Annotated in this window: 16 protein-coding genes; all 16 read right to left on the bottom strand. The window is 38.9% G+C overall.

Features of this window, described 5'->3' with window-relative positions:
* Positions 1-362: 362 nt before the first annotated feature.
* Positions 363-3278, bottom strand: a complete 2916-nt coding sequence (ileS, locus tag V3564_RS00775) for an isoleucine--tRNA ligase (protein ID WP_455480963.1) — start codon at positions 3276-3278, stop codon at positions 363-365.
* 247 nt (positions 3279-3525) lie between these two features.
* Complete coding sequence (locus V3564_RS00770; protein ID WP_455480962.1) at positions 3526-4584, bottom strand: outer membrane protein; 1059 nt, start codon at positions 4582-4584, stop codon at positions 3526-3528.
* Positions 4585-4724: 140 nt separating this feature from the next.
* A complete protein-coding gene (locus V3564_RS00765; protein WP_455480961.1) occupies positions 4725-5513 on the bottom strand; it encodes an outer membrane protein in 789 nt (262 codons plus the stop codon).
* A 158-nt stretch (positions 5514-5671) separates the two neighbouring features.
* On the bottom strand, positions 5672-6505 hold the full coding sequence (locus tag V3564_RS00760; RefSeq protein WP_455480960.1) for an outer membrane protein: 834 nt from the start codon (positions 6503-6505) through the stop codon (positions 5672-5674).
* 489 nt (positions 6506-6994) lie between these two features.
* A complete protein-coding gene (locus tag V3564_RS00755; protein ID WP_455480959.1) occupies positions 6995-7318 on the bottom strand; it encodes a hypothetical protein in 324 nt (107 codons plus the stop codon).
* Positions 7319-7926: 608 nt separating this feature from the next.
* Positions 7927-8547 (bottom strand): ribonuclease D, encoded by a 621-nt coding sequence (locus V3564_RS00750; RefSeq protein WP_455480958.1) that lies wholly within the window; start codon positions 8545-8547, stop codon positions 7927-7929.
* Positions 8540-9934: a M20/M25/M40 family metallo-hydrolase gene (locus V3564_RS00745; protein ID WP_455480957.1), complete on the bottom strand. Its 1395-nt coding sequence runs from the start codon at positions 9932-9934 to the stop codon at positions 8540-8542. The genes V3564_RS00750 and V3564_RS00745 overlap by 8 nt, the downstream gene beginning before the upstream one ends.
* Before the next feature lie 77 nt (positions 9935-10011).
* The gene (gene mutM, locus V3564_RS00740) at positions 10012-10887 is read right to left on the bottom strand and encodes a bifunctional DNA-formamidopyrimidine glycosylase/DNA-(apurinic or apyrimidinic site) lyase (RefSeq protein ID WP_455480956.1); all 876 of its coding nucleotides are present in this window, start codon (positions 10885-10887) and stop codon (positions 10012-10014) included.
* A 55-nt stretch (positions 10888-10942) separates the two neighbouring features.
* Positions 10943-12190, bottom strand: a complete 1248-nt coding sequence (locus V3564_RS00735) for an aminopeptidase (protein WP_455480955.1) — start codon at positions 12188-12190, stop codon at positions 10943-10945.
* Positions 12191-12219: 29 nt separating this feature from the next.
* On the bottom strand, positions 12220-13074 hold the full coding sequence (locus V3564_RS00730) for a cell wall hydrolase (protein ID WP_455480954.1): 855 nt from the start codon (positions 13072-13074) through the stop codon (positions 12220-12222).
* Positions 13075-13657: 583 nt separating this feature from the next.
* Positions 13658-14380 carry a phosphate signaling complex protein PhoU gene (phoU, locus tag V3564_RS00725; RefSeq protein ID WP_455480953.1) on the bottom strand — a complete coding sequence of 241 codons (723 nt, stop codon included), beginning with the start codon at positions 14378-14380 and terminating at the stop codon, positions 13658-13660.
* A 21-nt stretch (positions 14381-14401) separates the two neighbouring features.
* Complete coding sequence (gene pstB, locus V3564_RS00720) at positions 14402-15160, bottom strand: phosphate ABC transporter ATP-binding protein PstB (RefSeq protein ID WP_455480952.1); 759 nt, start codon at positions 15158-15160, stop codon at positions 14402-14404.
* A 60-nt stretch (positions 15161-15220) separates the two neighbouring features.
* Positions 15221-16513 carry a phosphate ABC transporter permease PstA gene (gene pstA / locus V3564_RS00715; RefSeq protein ID WP_455480951.1) on the bottom strand — a complete coding sequence of 431 codons (1293 nt, stop codon included), beginning with the start codon at positions 16511-16513 and terminating at the stop codon, positions 15221-15223.
* The gene (gene pstC / locus V3564_RS00710) at positions 16510-17970 is read right to left on the bottom strand and encodes a phosphate ABC transporter permease subunit PstC (protein WP_455480950.1); all 1461 of its coding nucleotides are present in this window, start codon (positions 17968-17970) and stop codon (positions 16510-16512) included. The genes pstA and pstC overlap by 4 nt, the downstream gene beginning before the upstream one ends.
* Before the next feature lie 62 nt (positions 17971-18032).
* A complete protein-coding gene (locus V3564_RS00705; RefSeq protein ID WP_455480949.1) occupies positions 18033-19079 on the bottom strand; it encodes a PstS family phosphate ABC transporter substrate-binding protein in 1047 nt (348 codons plus the stop codon).
* Between the two features lie 148 nt (positions 19080-19227).
* The gene (gshB, locus tag V3564_RS00700) at positions 19228-20166 is read right to left on the bottom strand and encodes a glutathione synthase (RefSeq protein WP_455480948.1); all 939 of its coding nucleotides are present in this window, start codon (positions 20164-20166) and stop codon (positions 19228-19230) included.
* Positions 20167-20214: the final 48 nt, after the last annotated feature.

Here is a 20214-nt window from a genome sequence, read left to right as displayed (position 1 = left end):
CTTTATTTTTGTCGCTGGTAACGAGATAAGATCAGCAACATCTTCAAAAAATTACAACGAAGCTACCTTATCTGTACCATAGGCAGGAGCAAGCAAATTAAATCCCGTTAAAATAAAGTACATACTTAAAATGCTTATTGAAAATATTTTTATTTCACGTTTTTTCACTGCTTATCCATTTTCCTAAAGCATATAGCTGGTTGATATTTCCCCAATTTACTGGAAATCAACTCCGTACACAAATCCCCCCTGCAGAAAAAAGTAAAATCCTTTAACATCACAAAAAATCTATTCACCAATGATAGAATTCAAATGATAAAACGTTGTTTAATCCTGCATTTTTCATCTCTGATCCAAAACCTTTAGATCTTTCCGAGCATCTTCAATTCCCGTAAAGCAGCCGCATCGCGAGCGGATACATCAGGATAAGCTGGATCACTCCCAACATCCTGCGTATAACGCCATGATCGAGCACATTTTGTACCTAATGCCTTCCCCGGATACACACCAACACCTTCAACCTCACTCAGTGAAAAAGCATCCGCAGGCGGTATATCCTGAGTAATTGTTAGAGCACTGGTGATACAAATTTCCGCCATATCCAAATTTTCTAACGCCTCTAGTAAAGTTGGATTAGAAATAAAAACAATAGGCGCTGCTTCTAAAGACGATCCAATACGCTTGTCAGCCCGTTCAAGCTCTAAAGCGCCCGTCACAACTTTACGAACCTGTCGAATTTTTTTCCAACGTTCAGCCAAGGATTCATTTTGCCATTCCCTTTGCGCAGGACGAAACTGCTCTAAATGCACCGAAGAACTTTTTGGATAACACTCCAGCCAAGCCTCTTCCATTGTAAAAGGCAACATTGGAGCAAGCCATGTTACCATTCGCTCAAAAATCTCACGGACAATCTGCAAAGAAGCTTTACGTTTTTGTGATGAAGGTGCATCACAATAAAGAGAATCTTTGCGGATATCAAAATAAAACGCTGATAATTCAATGATCGAAAAATCCAATAATGCACGCATAATTTTTTTAAAATCAAACTCATCATAGGCTCTGTTAATCAATTGATCGAGTTCAAAAAGCCGATGGAGTATAAATTTTTCAAGATCCGGTAGTTCGCAATAAGGTATTTTTTCTCCTTCATCATGTGCCAAAGTTCCAAGCATCCAACGAATCGCATTTCGTAGTTTACGATATGAGTCTACGTTTGTTTGAAGAATTTTTTTGCCTAAACGTTGATCTTCCCAATAATCAGTTGTCATAACCCAAAGCCGAAAAATATCGGCACCAGATGTTTTAATGATCTCTTGCGGTACAACCGTATTTCCCAAGGATTTAGACATTTTCTTGCCATTCTCATCCAAAGTAAAACCGTGCGTTATCACAGCCTTATAAGGGGAACAGGCACGCGTACCACAACTTTCCAAAAGAGAAGACTGAAACCACCCACGATGTTGATCAGACCCTTCAAAATAAACATCTGCAGGCCATTTCAAATCAGCCCGATCTTCTAATACAAAACTATGACTCGCTCCAGAATCAAACCAAACATCAAGAATATCATAAACCTGAACCCAGGGCTCATGCGCACGATCGCCTAAAAAACGCTCACGCGCTCCTTCTGCAAACCATGCATCTGCCCCGTCTTCTTTAAAAGCCTGCAAGATACGCTCATTCACGCACTCATCTTTAAGAACAACACCATCCTCATTCGCAAAAATACAAATAGGAACACCCCAAGATCGCTGGCGAGAAAGAACCCAATCAGGACGATCTGCTATCATAGAAGCTAAACGGTTTTGACCAGCAGAAGGAACAAAACGTGTCGTCGCAACAGCTTCCAAAGCACGACTGCGTAAAGTTGAACCATCTCCAAGATCTTTATCCATTGAAATAAACCATTGTGGTGTATTACGGAAAATAACCGGCTTTTTTGAACGCCAACTGTGAGGATAGGAATGCTTCAAACGACCGCGTGCAAACAACCGATCCATCTTAATTAAAGCGTTAATAACCTCTTTATTGGCATTACCCATTTTTCCATTATCATCAATAATGCGTGCGGCTCCCCCTTTGCGATCTGGGCCAAAACCAGGAACATCCCTCGTGTAAAAACCAGCATCATCAACAGGAAATGGTATAGACGAATCAATACCAGCCTGCTCTAATAAAGGCTTATGCGCATTCCAAATTTCAAAATCCTCACGCCCATGGCTGGGCGCTGTATGCACAAAACCTGTACCAGCACTATCTGTTACATGCGAACCATCAAGCAGCACAATCTTATCATTATAACCGCCAGCAAAACCTTTGAGTGGATGAGAAAGAACAAGGGTTTGAAGCTCGTCAGTAGAAACAACACGTAAACGCTTCAAAACAAGTTTTGCTTTTTCTGCACAACCCATGGCTAACGCATCAGCAAAGAGAAGTTTTTCTCCAGCTTGAGGACCAAAATCATTTTCCGCGCTTTCAACTTCGTAAACACCATAAGAAATCTGCAAAGAATAACTAACCGCACGGTTACTAGGAATTGTCCACGGAGTCGTTGTCCAAATCACGACATAAGCACCATATAAATCTCTGGAATCTGTTTCCAAAACAGGAAACTTAACCCAAACAACCTCTGATTCATGATCATGATATTCAATCTCTGCCTCCGCCAAAGCGGTACGCTCCACAACAGACCACATCACAGGCTTTGAACCACGATAAATCTGATCTGACATAGCAAATTTCATCAATTCACTGGCAATACGTGCCTCTGTATGAAAAGCCATTGTGGTATAGGGAGTGTCAAAATCTCCAATAACGCCAAGGCGTTTAAATTCTTCACTTTGAACCATTATCCAATGCTGTGCAAATTCACGACATTCTTGACGAAATTCGTTAAGAGGCACATCATCCTTATTTTTTCCTTGTGCACGATATTTTTCTTCTATTTTCCATTCAATTGGAAGTCCATGGCAATCCCAACCAGGAACATAATTTGCATTAAAACCGCGCATTTGGAATGAACGAACAATCACATCCTTTAATACTTTGTTCAAAGCATGCCCTACATGAATATGGCCATTTGCATAAGGCGGACCATCATGGAGAATGTAAAGTGGACGGTCTTTTGCCTGCTGACGCAATTGAGCATAAAGTCCAATATCCTCCCACCGCGCCATCAATTCAAGCTCCTTTTGTGGTAGCCCTGCACGCATAGGAAAATTTGTGTATGGTAAATAAAGAGTTTTCGAATAATCTATTGCTTCATTTTTCACAGTCATTGTGAAATATTCCTGTCCACTTTTACGATTTCATTTTTGCATAATTTCCCTGAACCCTGCAACTCTGTTTTTGAATAGGGAAAGCCAGACTAATCATCCGTATTAAGCAGCGATCAAGAAGATATACCATCACGTTTCACGGGCTTTATCATGAAACTATCAAGAAAGGAAACTTAAAAATGATCTTCTCAAAAAATAAAGGCTCCACTACCAGTGGAGCCTCTTAGCAGCTTACTCTTAAAACAAATTAGAATTTGTAAGCTACACCAACACGGAAATCATTGGTTTTGTATCTAATTTCAAATTTTTCCTTTGCAAATTTCTTTTTACCAAAATCTGCATAACGATATTCCGCACGCACAATAACGTTATCTAGCATTGCAAAGTCAATTCCACCACCAAGAGTATAACCAATCATCGTTTTTGTTTCATCGGTTAAGTTCTTAGTAGCAGCTTCTCTTCCATTCTCTTGCTTAAATGATGTTGATACAGTGTCTTGGAGCTGCGCATAAGCTATACCACCAGCAACATAAGGCATAAAGCGATCAGCAGCAAAACCGATGCGCATCCGTGTAGCACCAGTCCAATTCTGTTTTAAAGTGTGACTTAAAGCTTCAACTTCAACTCCCTGAGCAAGACCAAGATCAGAGATCACACTCCTGACTTGTTCTATACTATATACACTGTTGCCTTTTTCATCCGCAGCTTGCATAGCTTTCGCATCACGTCCAGCTATATTCGGCACACCCTTCGGATGACCGTGGACACCACCCGGTGCACCGTGATGATTACCGCCAACTACACCCCCACCATTAACTTGTGGCACTTGTTTTGCTACTTCCGGTGCTGATCGTACTTCCGGTGCTGGTCGAGCTGCCGGTGCTGATCTCCGAGATCTCGCTACTAAATTTTCTACTAAAGCATTATCAGGTGTATCTATAACAATAGCTTTTGCGTGCTTTTTTCTAGACCAAATTAAATCTGTATCAACACCTAAAACGAAGCCATCACCGAGATCAATATTAGACCCTGCATAAAGACCACCTACGAATCCTGAAAGTTTGGGTGACAAATCTTTGCTCAGTGGGATAGTTTCGTCTTTACCAATAATACTCATATCAATTTTACTTGAAAAGCCACCGACTTGACCACCAAAATAAAAACCCGTCCACGCAAAAGTAGGAGCTACAACAGCTGGCGCTGGAGCTGGTGCAGGTTGATGAGAAACCACCACATCTGCTGCTTGCACTGCAGAAGCTGAAACTAAAGCAAAAATAGATGCTGTTATTAAACGTTTCGTATTCATGTACTATCTCCAAATATCCAAAATGGTGCTTATATAGGACATCTCATTTAAAATATCTGTAGTAAAAATGACACAATTACAAAAAAAATAGAGGCTCTGTCTTTGACAGAGCCTCTATAGAAATTTAGTCTTCTACTAAATTAGAATTTGTAAGCTACACCAACACGGAAATCATTGGTTTTGTAGTTAACTTCGTATTTATCATCTGCGAATTTCTTTTTACCAAAATCTGCATAACGATATTCTGCACGTAAAACAACATTATGAGTCATTGCAAAGTCAACTCCCGCACCAAGAGTATAACCAATCATCGTCTTTTTACCATCAAAGCCGTCAGCAAGAGCGTACCCTGAAGTATTCTCTGGTTTATTTTGAGGTTTACCAACTCCATACAAAGCTTCCAAAGATGCATAAGAAACACCACCAGAAATATAAGGAAGAAGGTGGTGGTGAGAAGTTTCAAAACCAAGACGTACCCGCGTAGCACCGGACCACTTTTCTTTTAAACCACTCTCATATACTATTGGATCACTTGGTTCTGTAGCATCAGACTTTTTTTCAACAAAACTGACCACTGGGGCAAGTCTTATATCAACTTTATCAGCCCAACTAGCATCCGTTTCAATCCCTAAAATAAGACCATTTCCAATGTTTATATTGGAACCTGCGTAAATACCAGCCATGAAACCTGAGGGCTGAGCTGTAGCATCTTTAGAAAAAAGATTACTATTATTTTCCAAAACATTCATTTCAGGCTTACTAAAAAAACCACCAGCTTGAACACCAAGATAAAAACCTGTCCAAGAAAATTCTGGGGCAGAAACAACTGGTGCTACCTCATGAGAGGGAGCTATAACATCCGCGGCCTGTGCTGCACAAGCTGAAGTTAAAGCGATAACAGAAGTCGTCATTAAACATTTCATATTCATAAATTTTGCTCCTAACTGATTTGTTATATGCAATGCTACACGACTGCTTAAAAAAAATCTGTAGTAAAAATGACACATCCATAAAAAATAGAAGTTCCTTCGAGACTCCATCAAAGACAGAGCCTCTTAGAAATTTAGCAATTTAAGCCTACAATATGTTAAAATTTGTAGGCTACACCGACGCGGAAATCATTGGTTTTGTAAGAAGTTTCATATTTATCTTTTGAGAATTTCTTTTTACCAAAATCCGAGTAACGATATTCCGCACGCAAAATAACATTATTGGTCATTGCCAAATCAATACCAGCACCAAGGGTGTAACCAACAAGCGTCTTTTTTTCATCAGATATGTTACCAGAAGCTAATACCCCACCCTTGTCTTTTTCTGTTATTAATATCGATTTGATATCTTGAAGCTGCGTATAAGCAACACCACCAGCAATATAAGGCATGATGCGCTCAGCAGCAAAACCAATCCGTACCCGCGTAGCACCAGCCCATTTTTGTTTTAAAGTGAAATTGTGCGTCCGTTTATCACCAGCTTTGAGCACCTTATCACCAATCTTAATACCAGATTCTTTCAAGATACTATTAATATATGTCAAGTGATCTGGAATAATGTCATATGTTGGCGTTGTCTTACTATCATCTTTATCAGACCACATAATATCTGTATCAACACCTAAAATGAGGCCATTGCTGAGATCAATATTAGAGCCTGCATAAAGACCACCCATAAAGCCAGAAGGTTTTGGCACAAGATCTTGATTAAAGGAAACATTTTTTCCTTTAGTAATAATATCCATTTTAGGCTTACTCGAAAAACCACCAATTTGGCCACCAATATATAAACCTGTCCAGGAAAAAGTAGGGGCAACAATAACCGGTGCAACAGGTGCAGTATTGTGAGGAACAATAACATCTGCTGCATGCGCTGCTGAAGCTGAAACAAAAGCGAAAGCAGAAGCTGTTATTAACCATTTCATATTCATAATTTTTCTCCATGCTGAATATTTGAACACGCGATTTCATATAGAGCCCCAATAACAGATATCTGTAGCAAAAATGATACACTCATAAAAAAAACACAAATCCCGCTTCTTCGCATAAACAACATCACACAAACTGTAACAAGACCACCCCCATCTTCGTGACTCCAGATTCTTTATTCTTTAAAATAAAACTCTTTACGCATTTCTTATTTTCTTAAATACAGGCTTATCACTTTACTCTATGCTTCTTCCAACCTTCTAGAAAATCTTTTTCCTCTCGCGTAATGATCTTCCATCTATTTTGTACTCTCTTTCAAACTAAACTGTGCTGCTTCCTACATAAAAATTTCCGAGATAAAAAAGAAAAAACACTTCAGAATACGAACAAGCCAAAAACTCTATTCTCACAGTTTTAAGCTGGTCCCCTCCTCCAGACCTCATCGATTATCAAGAGTAAAACTGTATCTCTTGATATTAGTTCTTTGCTTACTAAAAACTCATCGGACTTTTTAAAAATAATTGCGGCCGTGTTCGTTTCTGGCAATATCCTGAACTTCTTCTTTTTCTAATTGAAGACGACACAGGTACCAACTTAACAACCGGTTTCCATTGCTCATTATCAATAGAAGAAAATTTTATTTGAAAAGTTTCAGCTAAGGAACTGCTAACCTGTGCACTCTCAAAAAAAGCCTTAGGAGAAACAATGGAAGATATTCCCTGTACCAGCTTTTGAGAAGTCACAAGACCAGCTCCATGAGCCACAGAGATTGAAGTAAAAGCAGCCAAAGCTGTAATAAAATATTTCAAGTTCATAAATTTATCTCCATAAAAATATCCATAATGTATTTTACGTAGTGCCTTCACTTCAATTTTCCATAGAAAAAATGATACATTTATAGATAAAAATAGAGAACGCTCAAAAAACGGATCTTGGTAGCACTTTGATTTTAAAATAAATGGAATTTTCTAAACTATGCTAACATAGAAATCACTTGTTTTGTAATCAATAAGAATATAGCGCCAGCTGTGAAATAAACTAAACTGGTATTTACCAATGCACTTCTTCTAGAAAGGTTTACCTCATATCTCTAGTGCAATTTCAACAACATTTATACAGCACCAAACCTTTTATGTGATATTATTGGCCATATTTTTCTGCTTCCCTCATAAAGCTGTCTATTGTAAGTCTTAAGATAAAGACAGCTCTACATAAAAAGCACGTATTCATAAATATACTTTTATTATGCCTATTGTGTGTTGTGCAATCTTCAAATTCAATAGCACTCACTACACTAAGAATTATGTCACAAAACACTATCATAAAAACAAACGACAGAACAAAATGCTCATATACTATAAGCATTTTGTTCTGTTGCATTAATATTTCTTCTTACTCTTATTTTTAAAAAAAAGTTTTAAACTCAGCTATGTGCAAAAATATCAACCTCTGACCATCCCAAAAGATCGAGTTTTGCTCTCATAGGCAAAAATTGAAAACATGCCTTTGCAACATTTTCCCGCTCTTCACGTCTTAAACGTTCTTCAAATATATCTTTTAAACGATGCAAATATAAAACATCCGACGCGGCATATTCAATTTGTGCACGTGACAAAGCTTCAGCAGCCCAATCCGAAGATTGCTGCTGTTTAGAAATATTCACATTCAACAATTCACTACAAATTTCTTTTAATCCATGACGATCCGTGTATGTACGCGTGAGTTTTGAAGCAATTTTGGTACAAAAAACCACATCTGGCATAACGCCAAATGTATGCGCTAAAATAGAAAGATCAAAACGCCCAAAATGAAATATTTTAGTGATTGCCTTATCTTCAAGCAATTTGACCAAGTTTGGCGCACTTTTTTGTCCTTTAGCAATCTGTATAATGTCAGCAGTACCATCTCCAGGAGAAAGCTGAACAACACATAAACGATCACGGTACGGTTGCAATCCTAAAGTTTCGGTATCAATCGCAACGGCATCAACTTGATAATTGTCTAAGTTTGATAAATCACCTTGATGAATACGGATCTCAGTCATTTACTCTCCTATTTGCTAAAGCTGTAAGAATACGTGCCCAAGACCGCTGCCCCTTATGAAACGATTTTAGATTATACTTTTCATTAGGCGAATGAATACGATCATCAGCCAGTGCAAAGCCAACCAAAAGAGTTTCCATGTTAAGAATTGACTGAAAATCTCCAACAATCGGAATTGAACCACCCATGGCTGTTAATAAAGCCGGATTACTCCACTCTTGCGACAAAGCATCCTTCGCTGCTTCGATAAAAGGAGAATCATAGGGAAGTTGAATTGCTGGAGAAGCACCATGTTCCTTAAATGCAACTGTACAGTCAGCAGGAATAAGACTGCGCACATAGTCACGAAAAGTTTGGCGTATTTTCTCTGGATCTTGCTTATGCACTAAACGAAAAGATATCTTTGCATTCGCTTGAGAAGCAATAACCGTTTTCAATCCTTCTCCCTCATAGCCACCACTAATACCATTAATTTCTGCTGTAGGACGTACCCATATTTGTTCTAAAATGCTCCGTCCTTTTTCACCAGCAGGGATGGAAAGCCCAATAGGACCAAGAAAATTTTCAGCATTGCAATTAAGCTCATTCCATGAATGCAAAATATGTGGCGGTGTTTCTTCTACTCCATCGTAAAAACCAGGAAGGGTTACCCTATTATTTTCATCATGAAGTCCTGCCAAAATCTTAGTTAAAATACGAATAGGATTGGCTGCTGCACCCCCAAAATAACCAGAATGCAAATCACAATTAGCTGCTGTGATAATGACCTCTTCTCCCAGAACCCCCCGAAGAGCAACAGAAACAGATGGTGTATCTGCATCCCACATCGACGTATCACAAACCAGCGCGCAATCAGCCCTAAGCTCATCGCTATTTGCTTTCAAAAAAGGAATAAGTGAAAGAGAACCGCTTTCTTCTTCACCTTCACATAAAACAGTAACTTTAACAGGAAGCTGCCCTGTCTCTTTCTTAAATGCCCGACACGCTTCAATAAACGTCATAAGCTGACCTTTGTCATCTGAAGCTCCACGAGCACAGATAACTTTCTCTCCATTTCTCTCTTTTAAAGAAGGCTTAAATGGATCATCCTCCCATAAACTCAACGGATCAACAGGTTGAACATCATAATGCCCGTAAAATAACACATGCAAACAATCATCTGAAGGTCCTGGATGATGTCCAACGACCATTGGATGACCTGGCGTATCACGCCGTGAAGCCTCAAAACCAATGCTTTTTAAATCCTCTACTAACCAATCAGCTGCTTTACGACATGCATCCTTATAAGCCGAGTCTGTAGAAATCGATTGAAAACATAAAAAAGAAAAAAGACGTTCAAGGCTCTTTTCTATATTTTCATCAAGGTGTGTTAATACTTTATTCAGCATAAAAAAAAATCTCTCAAATCTTGTATAATTGTAAATATGACTTTAAGCCTCTTGTAAGATTTTGCAAGATATCTTCTTCATTTTTGACATTGTGGACAGTAAAAACTTGAACGCCCAGACTGCAAAATACGTACAATAGGCGTTCCACATTGCAAGCATTCCTTGCCTTCTCGCCCATAAACTGAAAAAGTGTGTTGAAAATAACCAAGTGAACCATCTACATGCCTATAATCACGTAAAGAAGATCCACCAGATAAAATTGCTTCAGCAATCACATTGCGTATATTCTGTGCTAAAGAATCTGCAAATTTCCGTGCACGTGCAGTTTTTACTGCTAATGTAAATGCACCGCGCTGTGGAGATAAGCGACTACGCCAGAGCGCTTCGCAAACATAAATATTCCCGAGACCCGCAATGACAGACTGATCAAGCAAAACTCCTTTAAGGGATTTTTTTTTATTAATAAAAACTTTTTGCAAATAACTACCAGAAAACGCATCATTCATAGGCTCAAGCCCTAACTTCTTTAAAAGTGGATGTTCAGAAAGCTTACTTGTATCTACTAAAAGCATAAACCCAAAACGACGAGCATCGTTGTAAGTAAGATGATAAACTTTGCCCTCTTTTGTTTGAATATCCATAACAAAGTGATCATGCATAAAAAAATTACCTGTAGCAGAAGATCTTCCTCTTAAAAGCTCATCCTCTACACGCCATGATCCTGACATTCCTAAATGACTCAAAATCGTTTCATTCTGCGAAAGATGAAACAGCAAATATTTCGCGCGCCGACCAAGTTCCATAATCGTCCTGCCCATCAGCCGCTCAGAAAACGCCTCAGGGAAAGGAAATCGCAAATCTCTACGATTAAGCGTGACAGATACAATCTTTGCACCAGTCACAACAGGCTCAAGTCCACTACGAACCGTTTCTACTTCAGGAAGCTCAGGCATCTATTTTTCTAATAATTATGCGCTTTCCAACAATACCATTGAAAAAACAATAATATTAAGCCCATTCACCCTTACGAAATACAGGAACTCTCACACCATCCTGTGTAATGCCATCTACGTCAATAGCTCCTGATCCAATCATCCAATCAATATGAATAACACTTTTATTACCACCACGCGCCGCAATTTCCTCTGCAGTCAATGATTCTCCATCTAAAAAGCATTTCGAATAACATTGCCCTAAAGCAATATGACATGCAGCATTTTCATCAAATAGTGTATTATAAAAAAGAAGATCGCTCTTAGAAATCGGTGAAGAATGTGGAACAAGAGCAACTTCGCCCAATCGACTCGCACCTTCATCACTTTGCAAAATCCGTTGCAAAACTTCCTGACCCGTCGAAGCACGTGCATCAACAATACGCCCAGCTTCAAACCGTACCTCAATATTATCAATTAGTGCTCCTTGATAGGAAAGAGGCTTCGTCGAACGAACAAAACCTTCAACCTTATAAGCATGAGGAGTGGTGAATACTTCTTCTGTCGGAATATTGGGATTGCAAACGACACCATTTTTGGCAACTGATGCACCACCATGCCATTCATGCTCATCTGCCAAACCAACCATTAAATCAGTCCCTGGCCCTGTGAAGTACAAAGCAGAAAAACGCTGCTCATTAAGCCAAGATGACCGTTGCTTCAAAGCCGCATTATGCACAGTCCACGCATGAACTGGTTCCTCTTCTGTAACACGTGAAGCAGAAAAAATTGCATCAGCTAACTTCTTAATCGCCTCATTAAGCGGCAAAGAAGGAAACATCGCCTCAGCCCATCCTGCTGTTGGATAAGCAACGATCGACCAATTCATAGCAAAATTCGATATTTTTTTGAGAGTAGGCTGATAAGCCATTGAAGTGGCCTTATTTAAACGTGCAACCTTATCAAAATCTTGGTTGGAAAGCAGCAAAGGATTATCACCAACAATAGCTAAACGTGCAGCCCCATTTTCAAAAGCTTTTGCCATTCCCTCATACAGCCAAGAAGGTGCACAATCAAAACTAGCAGTATGCGCATTTTCAAAACGCGTAAGTGATAATACATCATCGCTAAAAAGCGGTGTAATCACACCAGCACCAACCTTATAGGCATGATATGCAATACGCCGGACAAAAGGTAATGCTGAAACTGGAGCAGTCAAAACAAGATCCTGCCCCTCTTGTAAATTCAGTCCAACTTTTACTGTAACTTCTGCAAAACGATTAAGCATTTCAGGCGAAATTACCTTATGAATATCAAAGCACATTACCAATACCCTTCTTTGGTTGTAAAAAACTACCGGCCTCTATACTGTTTTTCCAACAGTGCAACAATTGCATTTAACTGATATGATGACGGCGTAGCATAGACCATAATTAATTTGCTTTCCTCTTCCTTATCTATACGATTAGGTGCATATGTTGGAATAGGAACTTTATCAAGCTGTACTGCAAAAAAAGACGTAGTACTTACCTCGTCCACCTGCGCTACTTCTATTGAGGAAGATGCATTTTGTTTTTCTTCTGCTTTTATTCCCTCACTTACTACACTTGCATCCATAAAGCTCGGTGCATTGCCAGAACGTTCTTGGGCAAAAGCATAAGCAACATCATAAGGACGATCATTAGTAGGAACTTGAAGCGATCCATCACGTGATCGTTTTTCATAAAAGGCATTCCCCCCCGCAACACGAACATAGTGCATATTTTTATAGGGAAAAGATAAACCTGCTGTATGAAAAAACTTAGCGTTTTTAAGTTTTTTATCTCGTTTGCCACGTAAAACAGCATCAGCTGCATCTCTAGCAAGAGCAACAGATGCCGTCTCAGTCATAGGACGCGTTAAAACACCGGGAGCAAACTGTTTGTACTGACCAACAACACCACAAATCGTTTTTGGATAAGCAGTTGAATTAACGCGATTCATGACAACTGTTCCAACTGCAATCATTCCTTCACGGCTTGTACGATTCGATTCAAAATACATCGCACGCATAAGGCATTGACGCTCTGTTAATGGGTATATTACTGTTTTTGACTTTTTCTCATTATTATTCACTTTTCCAACACCAAAATGGTTTGAAGTACATCCCACAATAATCAACGGTGCTAGACAACAGATAACAAGAACAGTCCAACAATTTTTTTTCATCTTATACAATAAGTTTCCATATCTTTGAAGTATTCAAAATTTAAAAGTACCTTCAGAGAACGTATATGATTAATTGTTACCACTTAGTAAAATTTTAATATACGCAACAATTAAAATATACTTATGCAATTTAAAAAATAAAAAATTCTTAATTTACAGATCGATATTGTCATTATTAATAGCAAAAATGTAGCTACACAATATCAACCTTCACGCTTCAACTGCAATTGCAATGAAATACCTTCAATAATTCTACATACGAAAAAAGACTAGGGTGCTAAAACGGCCTGCGTCAATATTAAAAAAATCGACACGAATATCCTTTTCGATACAAATCTTAACAAAATAATCAGGAAAAAACTTCCCATCTGGCCAAAGTATAAATAATGATACTACCCAATGTCCAAATGTATCAAATTAAGAGTCAAAAACCCGCTATATTACCTTGAAAAGTCCCTTCGTTGCTTCTTTGCACTTGCCCATAATACATCTATCATCTTCCTCCCACAGCCATATTACAAGAAAGTGCTCAATGGTTTTTATCTTTACTAACAAACTCATTCTATATATCTGAGAAAAAACTTTAATCTGTTTTCCTCTCACCTATCCCAACTTTATAAGTAAGATCATCGCGGGGACGATCAAAAGACATATGATAGCCCGTTATGATATAATGCAGCATTTCCGCAATATTGGTAACATGATCACCAATTCGTTCAATATTTTTTAAACAAAAAAGTAAGTGCGTACAAACCGTAATATTGCCCGTATCTTCCATCATATAAGTTAAAAGTTCGCGAAAAAGAGAAGTGTACAGAGCATCAATTTTACCATCACACTCACGTACTGCATCAACACGCTCCAATAAGCGACTGGTGTAAGCATTTAATACTTCCTTTAATTGATTGAGTGCTAAAGCTGTAATTGTTTCAAGCCCATGATAAAAAGCAGCGGGTTGACGTGTTTCTGAAATAGCAACTGTTCGCTTAGCAATGTTTTTAGCCATATCCCCAATCCGCTCAAGATCAGAGGAAATACGAATGGCACCAACAATTTCACGCAGATCAACAGCCATCGGTTGACGTTTGCAGATAATGGTAATCGCTTTCTCATCAATATCACGTTCTGCTTCATCTAAAAATAAATCATCGGCAACAACTGTCGTCGCAAGTTGAAGATCGCTATACACAATCGAAGCAACAGAACGCTCAATCATTCTTTCTGCATGATCACCCATTTCTGTAATTCTCGCGTTCAAATATTTTAGTTCTGCATCATAAGAACGGACAGTATGGTTCATAGACATACCTTATACTCCTCAATTCACCTATCCAAAACGCCCCGTAATATAATCTTGCGTACGTTGTTCTTTTGGTGAAGTGAAGATCATTTCAGTTGTAGCGACTTCTACCAAATGCCCTAAATGAAACATAGCTGTATATTGAGAAACACGTGCTGCCTGTTGCATGGAGTGTGTGACAATAACAATGGTGTAATTTTGCCGTAATGCATCGATAAGCTCTTCAATACGTGCTGTCGCAATTGGATCAAGAGCTGAACAAGGCTCATCCATCAAAATAACTTCAGGACTAACTGCAATGGCACGCGCAATACACAAACGCTGTTGCTGTCCTCCTGATAAACTTGTTCCTGCCTCATGAAGGCGGTCTTTTACTTCTTCAAATAAACCTGCCTGCCTCAAACTCTTTTCAACCACATCATGCAATTCTGCACGCGATTTGACTAAACCGTGAATGCGTGGGCCATAGGCAACATTCTCAAATATAGATTTTGGAAAAGGGCTGGGTTTTTGAAAAACCATCCCAACACGAGCACGCAATTCTACAACATCAATCCGCGAGTCATAAATATTCTCCCCATCTAAAGTAATAAGACCCGTTATTTTAGCGCCTTCAATCGTATCATTCATACGATTAAAACAACGCAAAAAAGTCGACTTTCCGCAACCCGAAGGACCTATCAAAGCTGTGACTTGATGTTCAGGAATATCAAGAGTAATACCATGAAGGGCTTCTTTTTCCCCATAAAAAACCTTCACATCTTGGCCACGCATTTTAATCTTCATTACAAAAATTCACCTTACCTTTAAAACACAAACCTTATCGAAATTACTACTTTATCGAAGCTACTGGCGCCTCTCAAATCGTCGACGTAAAAAAACAGCAGAAATATTCATAACAGCGAGCAGAATCATTAATACGATAATGGCACCCGACGTCTTTTCAACAAAAGCGCGTTCTGCTTCACCCGCCCACATAAAAATTTGAACAGGCAAAGCTGTTGCCGGATCCATTGGTGTCGTAGGAATATTTGCAACAAAAGCAACCATTCCAATCAAAAGCAAAGGTGCAGTTTCACCCAATGCCTGAGCCACACCAATAATCGTACCAGTCAAAATACCAGGTGACGCTAAAGGAACAACGTGATGAAAAACCATTTGTGTTTTCGACGCCCCAAGCCCTAAAGCTGCCATGCGGATAGAGAGAGGAACAGCACGCAAAGCAGAACGTGTCGCAATAATAATTGTTGGTAGAGTCATAAGAGCTAAGATAAGCCCACCAACAAAAGAAGCTGAACGTGGTAACCCAAAAAAATTAATAAAAACAGCAAGTCCTACAAGACCAAAAACAATCGAAGGAACAGCTGCAAGGTTATTAATATTAACTTCAATAAAATCTGTAAACTTATTTTTGCGTGCATATTCTTCAAAATAAAGAGCCGTTGCTATCCCTATTGGAAGCGAAACCACTAAAACCATAGCTATCATGTAAAGAGAGCCTATTATTGCAACCCCTAATCCTACAGTCTCAGCACGACTTGAAGCACCAAATGTAAAAAAACCAAAATTAAATGTTTTATAAAGCGTACCATCATGAGCTAAACGTCTCATCCACTCCACTTGGCGGTTAGAAACTTTACGGTTCCTTTCTTCCACATGCAAGTTAATTTGCCCTTTATAAGCGGAATCAATATCCGCTGCTGCCAAGACCTTGATTTTTTGCGTTGTTCCAATAAGCTGTGGATTCTTTGTAACCATTTCACGTAATTGAACTCGTACACCATTTGAAAACAGACGGTTAACATCACGCAATGATGCCCGATCATTTTGATCTACATTAAGCTTTTTTGCCAACGAATTACGCACAAGAAGTGGATAATTAGCAGTTATTAATACTTGTGGATTTTTTTCACGCTGAATGCCTGGATCAATGACCTTCTCATCCAAATAAACTGATAATGTCATTTCACTTTGAAAAAAAGCTGTATAACCTTTGCTGATGACAGACCATAAAAGCGCGAATAAAAAAAATAACCCAATAAAAATAGCAATCAAACCATACGCACGGAAACGACGTTCAGCCCAATAGCGACGTTTGAGGCCAATATTGCGATGATGCGAAAAACAATCTTCATTCATTCATATTGTTCCCGATATTTACGCACTATGTAAAGAGCAAGAATATTCATCAAAAGAGTCATAACAAAAAGTGTCATCCCTAAAGCAAAAGCAACAAGAGTTTGTGGAGAATTGAACTCAAAATCACCTGTCAATTGATTAACAATCTTAACTGTCATCGTGGTCATTGCTTCGAACGGATTAAGCGTTAAGTTCGCTGCAACACCTGCCGCCAGAACTACAATCATAGTCTCTCCAATTGCCCGTGATGCTGTCAACAAAATCGCTCCCATAATTCCCGGAAGCGCTGCCGGTATAACGACTTTTTTAATCGTTTCAGATTGCGTTGCTCCTAAACCATAAGACCCTTCGCGTAAAAAACGTGGAACAGCCCTAATAACATCATCTGACAAAGAGGAAACGAAAGGGATCAACATAATTCCCATAACAGACCCAGCCGTTAAAACACTTTGAGCCATAATAAAACCAACACCACCAGAGAGAGAAACAGAGAGATCACGCAAAAATGGTCCTACAACTTTCAAAGCAAAAAAACCATAAACAATGGTTGGAATACCAGCCAAAACTTCCAATAATGGCTTCACAATTGCTCGCAATCGAGCAGAAGCATATTCAGCCATATAAAGAGCTGAAAATAATCCAATAGGAACAGCAAAAAGCATTGCCACAAATGCAATATAAAGCGTGCCTGCAAGTAGCGGTATTAAACCAAATTGCCCCACTTCATTGTTTGAACCACTGGCTGAAAAGCGTGGATCCCAAACCGTTCCAAAAAAGAAATTTGAAAAGGATACAGACTGAAAAAAACTTATCGTCTGAAAGAGCATAGAAAGCGCAATGGCTGCTGTTGTTAAAACCACAACTATAGACGCAAAAAACAATCCAATAACAATCAGACACTCAACCTTGTTGCGCGCCCGTTGACGCGGAGCAATTTGCACAACTCCACAGATAAATCCACAAAATGCAATTACAAAAAGTAAATTATAACCAATAAACTGCAACTTTTTAGAAGAAGCAACCCATAGCTGCGCTATCCTTAACACATCATCTGGCGCCTCATAAGGCAAAAAGAACCCTTTTGCGGATAACTGTGCCCGCACTTCTTCATACGAATCGGAAACAAGATCTTCCTCAAAGCGATGAATAATTTTGATCAGACTGCGGATAGTCTCCAAAACGAGGTCATGATTAACAACCTCTGTCACGCGCGCACTATATGCCCCAACCTCTCGAGAAGCGCTATACTCTAAATAAATTGTACTCCCACCATCCCAAAAAATTAAAAAAACAAGAGCTGGAATAACAGTTATCAAAAATGTCCACCAGCCGTAATAATACGCACGAGAATGCATTTTGTACTGTGCGTACTCAAGATAGCGGGCTCGCATATAAGAAACAAAAAAGCCAACAAAACCAAGAATAAATAACAGAAAAATAATGAAAGAAATGCGCATATTATCTTTCAATTTTTATAAAAAGCAGCACAAAAAACTCCTACAACTGTAAACCCAGAAAATTATTTCAAAGTCATTACTCTACCAGCAGAAAAAGCAGAACGCTGCGCTTGGCGCTCCTTTTCAGATGCAACAACCAAACCATATTCAGCCAATGGGCTACCTGGACCAATCATTTGCTCAGAAATAAAAAAGTCGACATATTCCCTCAAACCTGGAACAATATCTAAATGCGCTTTCTTAACATAGAAAAAAAGTGGACGAAAAACTGGATATTCGCCACTAGAAATTGTTTCAACCGTTGGCTCAAAACCATTAATATCCGCAACCTTTAGCCTATCAGCATTATTTTGATAAAAAGACAAACTAAAAACACCAATCCCTGTTTTATTAGAAGTTAGACGAGCAAATGTTTCAGAATAATCACCATCAATATCAATGGCTTTACCATCTTTACGCACAGCAACACAAGTAGCATGTATTGCCTTATCATCCATCCCAAAAGCTTTCATCGCCTCAACTGCTCCACTATCCTTACAGCCCGCAGCTAGCAATTTTTCTTCAAAAACTTCACGCGTTCCATGCTTCTCTCCAGGAATATAAACCGCTATCGTCCAATCAGGAAGAGCAGTATTGACGGCATTCCATTTTGACATGTTATTGGGCTGCAATTTTCCGTTTATAATAATCCGAGCAGCAAGTGCCCTATAAACATCTATTGGCCGCAATCTCCAATCAGGGCCATTTATATCTGTTGCAAAAACAATGCCATCATACCCGATGCGTATTTCCTCAACATCTTTTATACCAGCATCAAAACAAGATTGCAATTCACTTGACTTCATTGCCTGCGAAGCATTGACAATATCAATTGTATTCTCCCCAATACCGCGACAAAATTCCTTAATACCAGCCCCTGTTCCACCCGATTCAATAACTGGAACCTTAAAATGAGGATAAGTTTCTCCAAATATCTCAGCAACAATCTTTTGATAAGGAAAGACCGTAGATGAGCCAGCGATCTGAATTTGATCACGTGCGGTGCCAACATTAACGGACAACAGTACCGAAAAAACCACTCCCATTCCAACTGATAACACTCGGATCATCCATAAACTCCCTAAAATGTAGACCAAGGCCTCTCGTTCATATCACACGATAATTCTAGTTCATATGTGCAGTATAACAAATATAAAACAAAGAAACATTGATAATTTTTTCTAAAAAAACTTGTCTTTACTCCCCGTTCAAATAAATTTAATTTGAACGTTTGAACTCAACAACATCCCAGAAAAGATGAGCAACATCTGTACCACCAAAATGTTTAATTTCACGAATTCCAGTAGGAGACGTCACATTAATTTCTGTTATATAATCTCCAATCACATCAATTCCCACAAGAAGAAGACCACGTTCCTGCAAAGCTGGACCGATGCGTTCGCAAATCTCATAATCACGCTTTGTTAAATCAATATTTTCCGCGCTACCTCCAACATGCATATTAGAGCGAATATCCGTCTCTGCTGAAATCCGATTAATCGCTCCAACAGGTGTACCATCAAGCAAAATAATCCTTTTATCGCCTTTTCTCACTGCATCTAAATACCGCTGAACAATAAAAGGTTCGCGATAAATTTCTGCAAACATTTCTAACAGAGATGCCAAATTGCGATCATCCTGTTTCAAATGGAAAACACCAGCACCTCCATTGCCGTAAAGTGGTTTCACAATAATGTCACCAAACGTAGCTCTAAAATCCGTTATTTCTTCAATATCTTTCGTAATTAACGTTTCTGGCATTAAATCAGAAAACTCAGTAACAAAAATTTTTTCTGGACTATTGCGCACCCATACAGGATCATTCACAACGAGTGTTTTAGGATGAACACGCTCTAACAAATGAGTCGTGGTGATATAATTGAGATCAAAGGGCGGATCTTGACGTAAAAGAACCACATCCATATCTGTCAACTGCGTACGGACAGACTTCCCTAATTGATAATGATGTCCCTCTTCGTCATGTACCGTCAATGGCTCTAGTCGTACAATCACACAACCATCGCGCAAAGATAAACAATCTGGTGTATAATGGAAAAGAGAGTGTCCACGTTCTTGTGCTGCTAAAGCAAGTGCAAATGTCGTATCTCCTTGAATCCGAAGTGTTGAAATATGATCCATCTGAATGGCAATTTTCATGAATAAAACCTCCCTATAATTGAAAGCAGACTGGTCTCTGCACCATAA

Source organism: Bartonella sp. B12(2025) (genome assembly GCF_053795135.1).
This window is presented reverse-complemented; position numbering and strand designations above follow the sequence as displayed.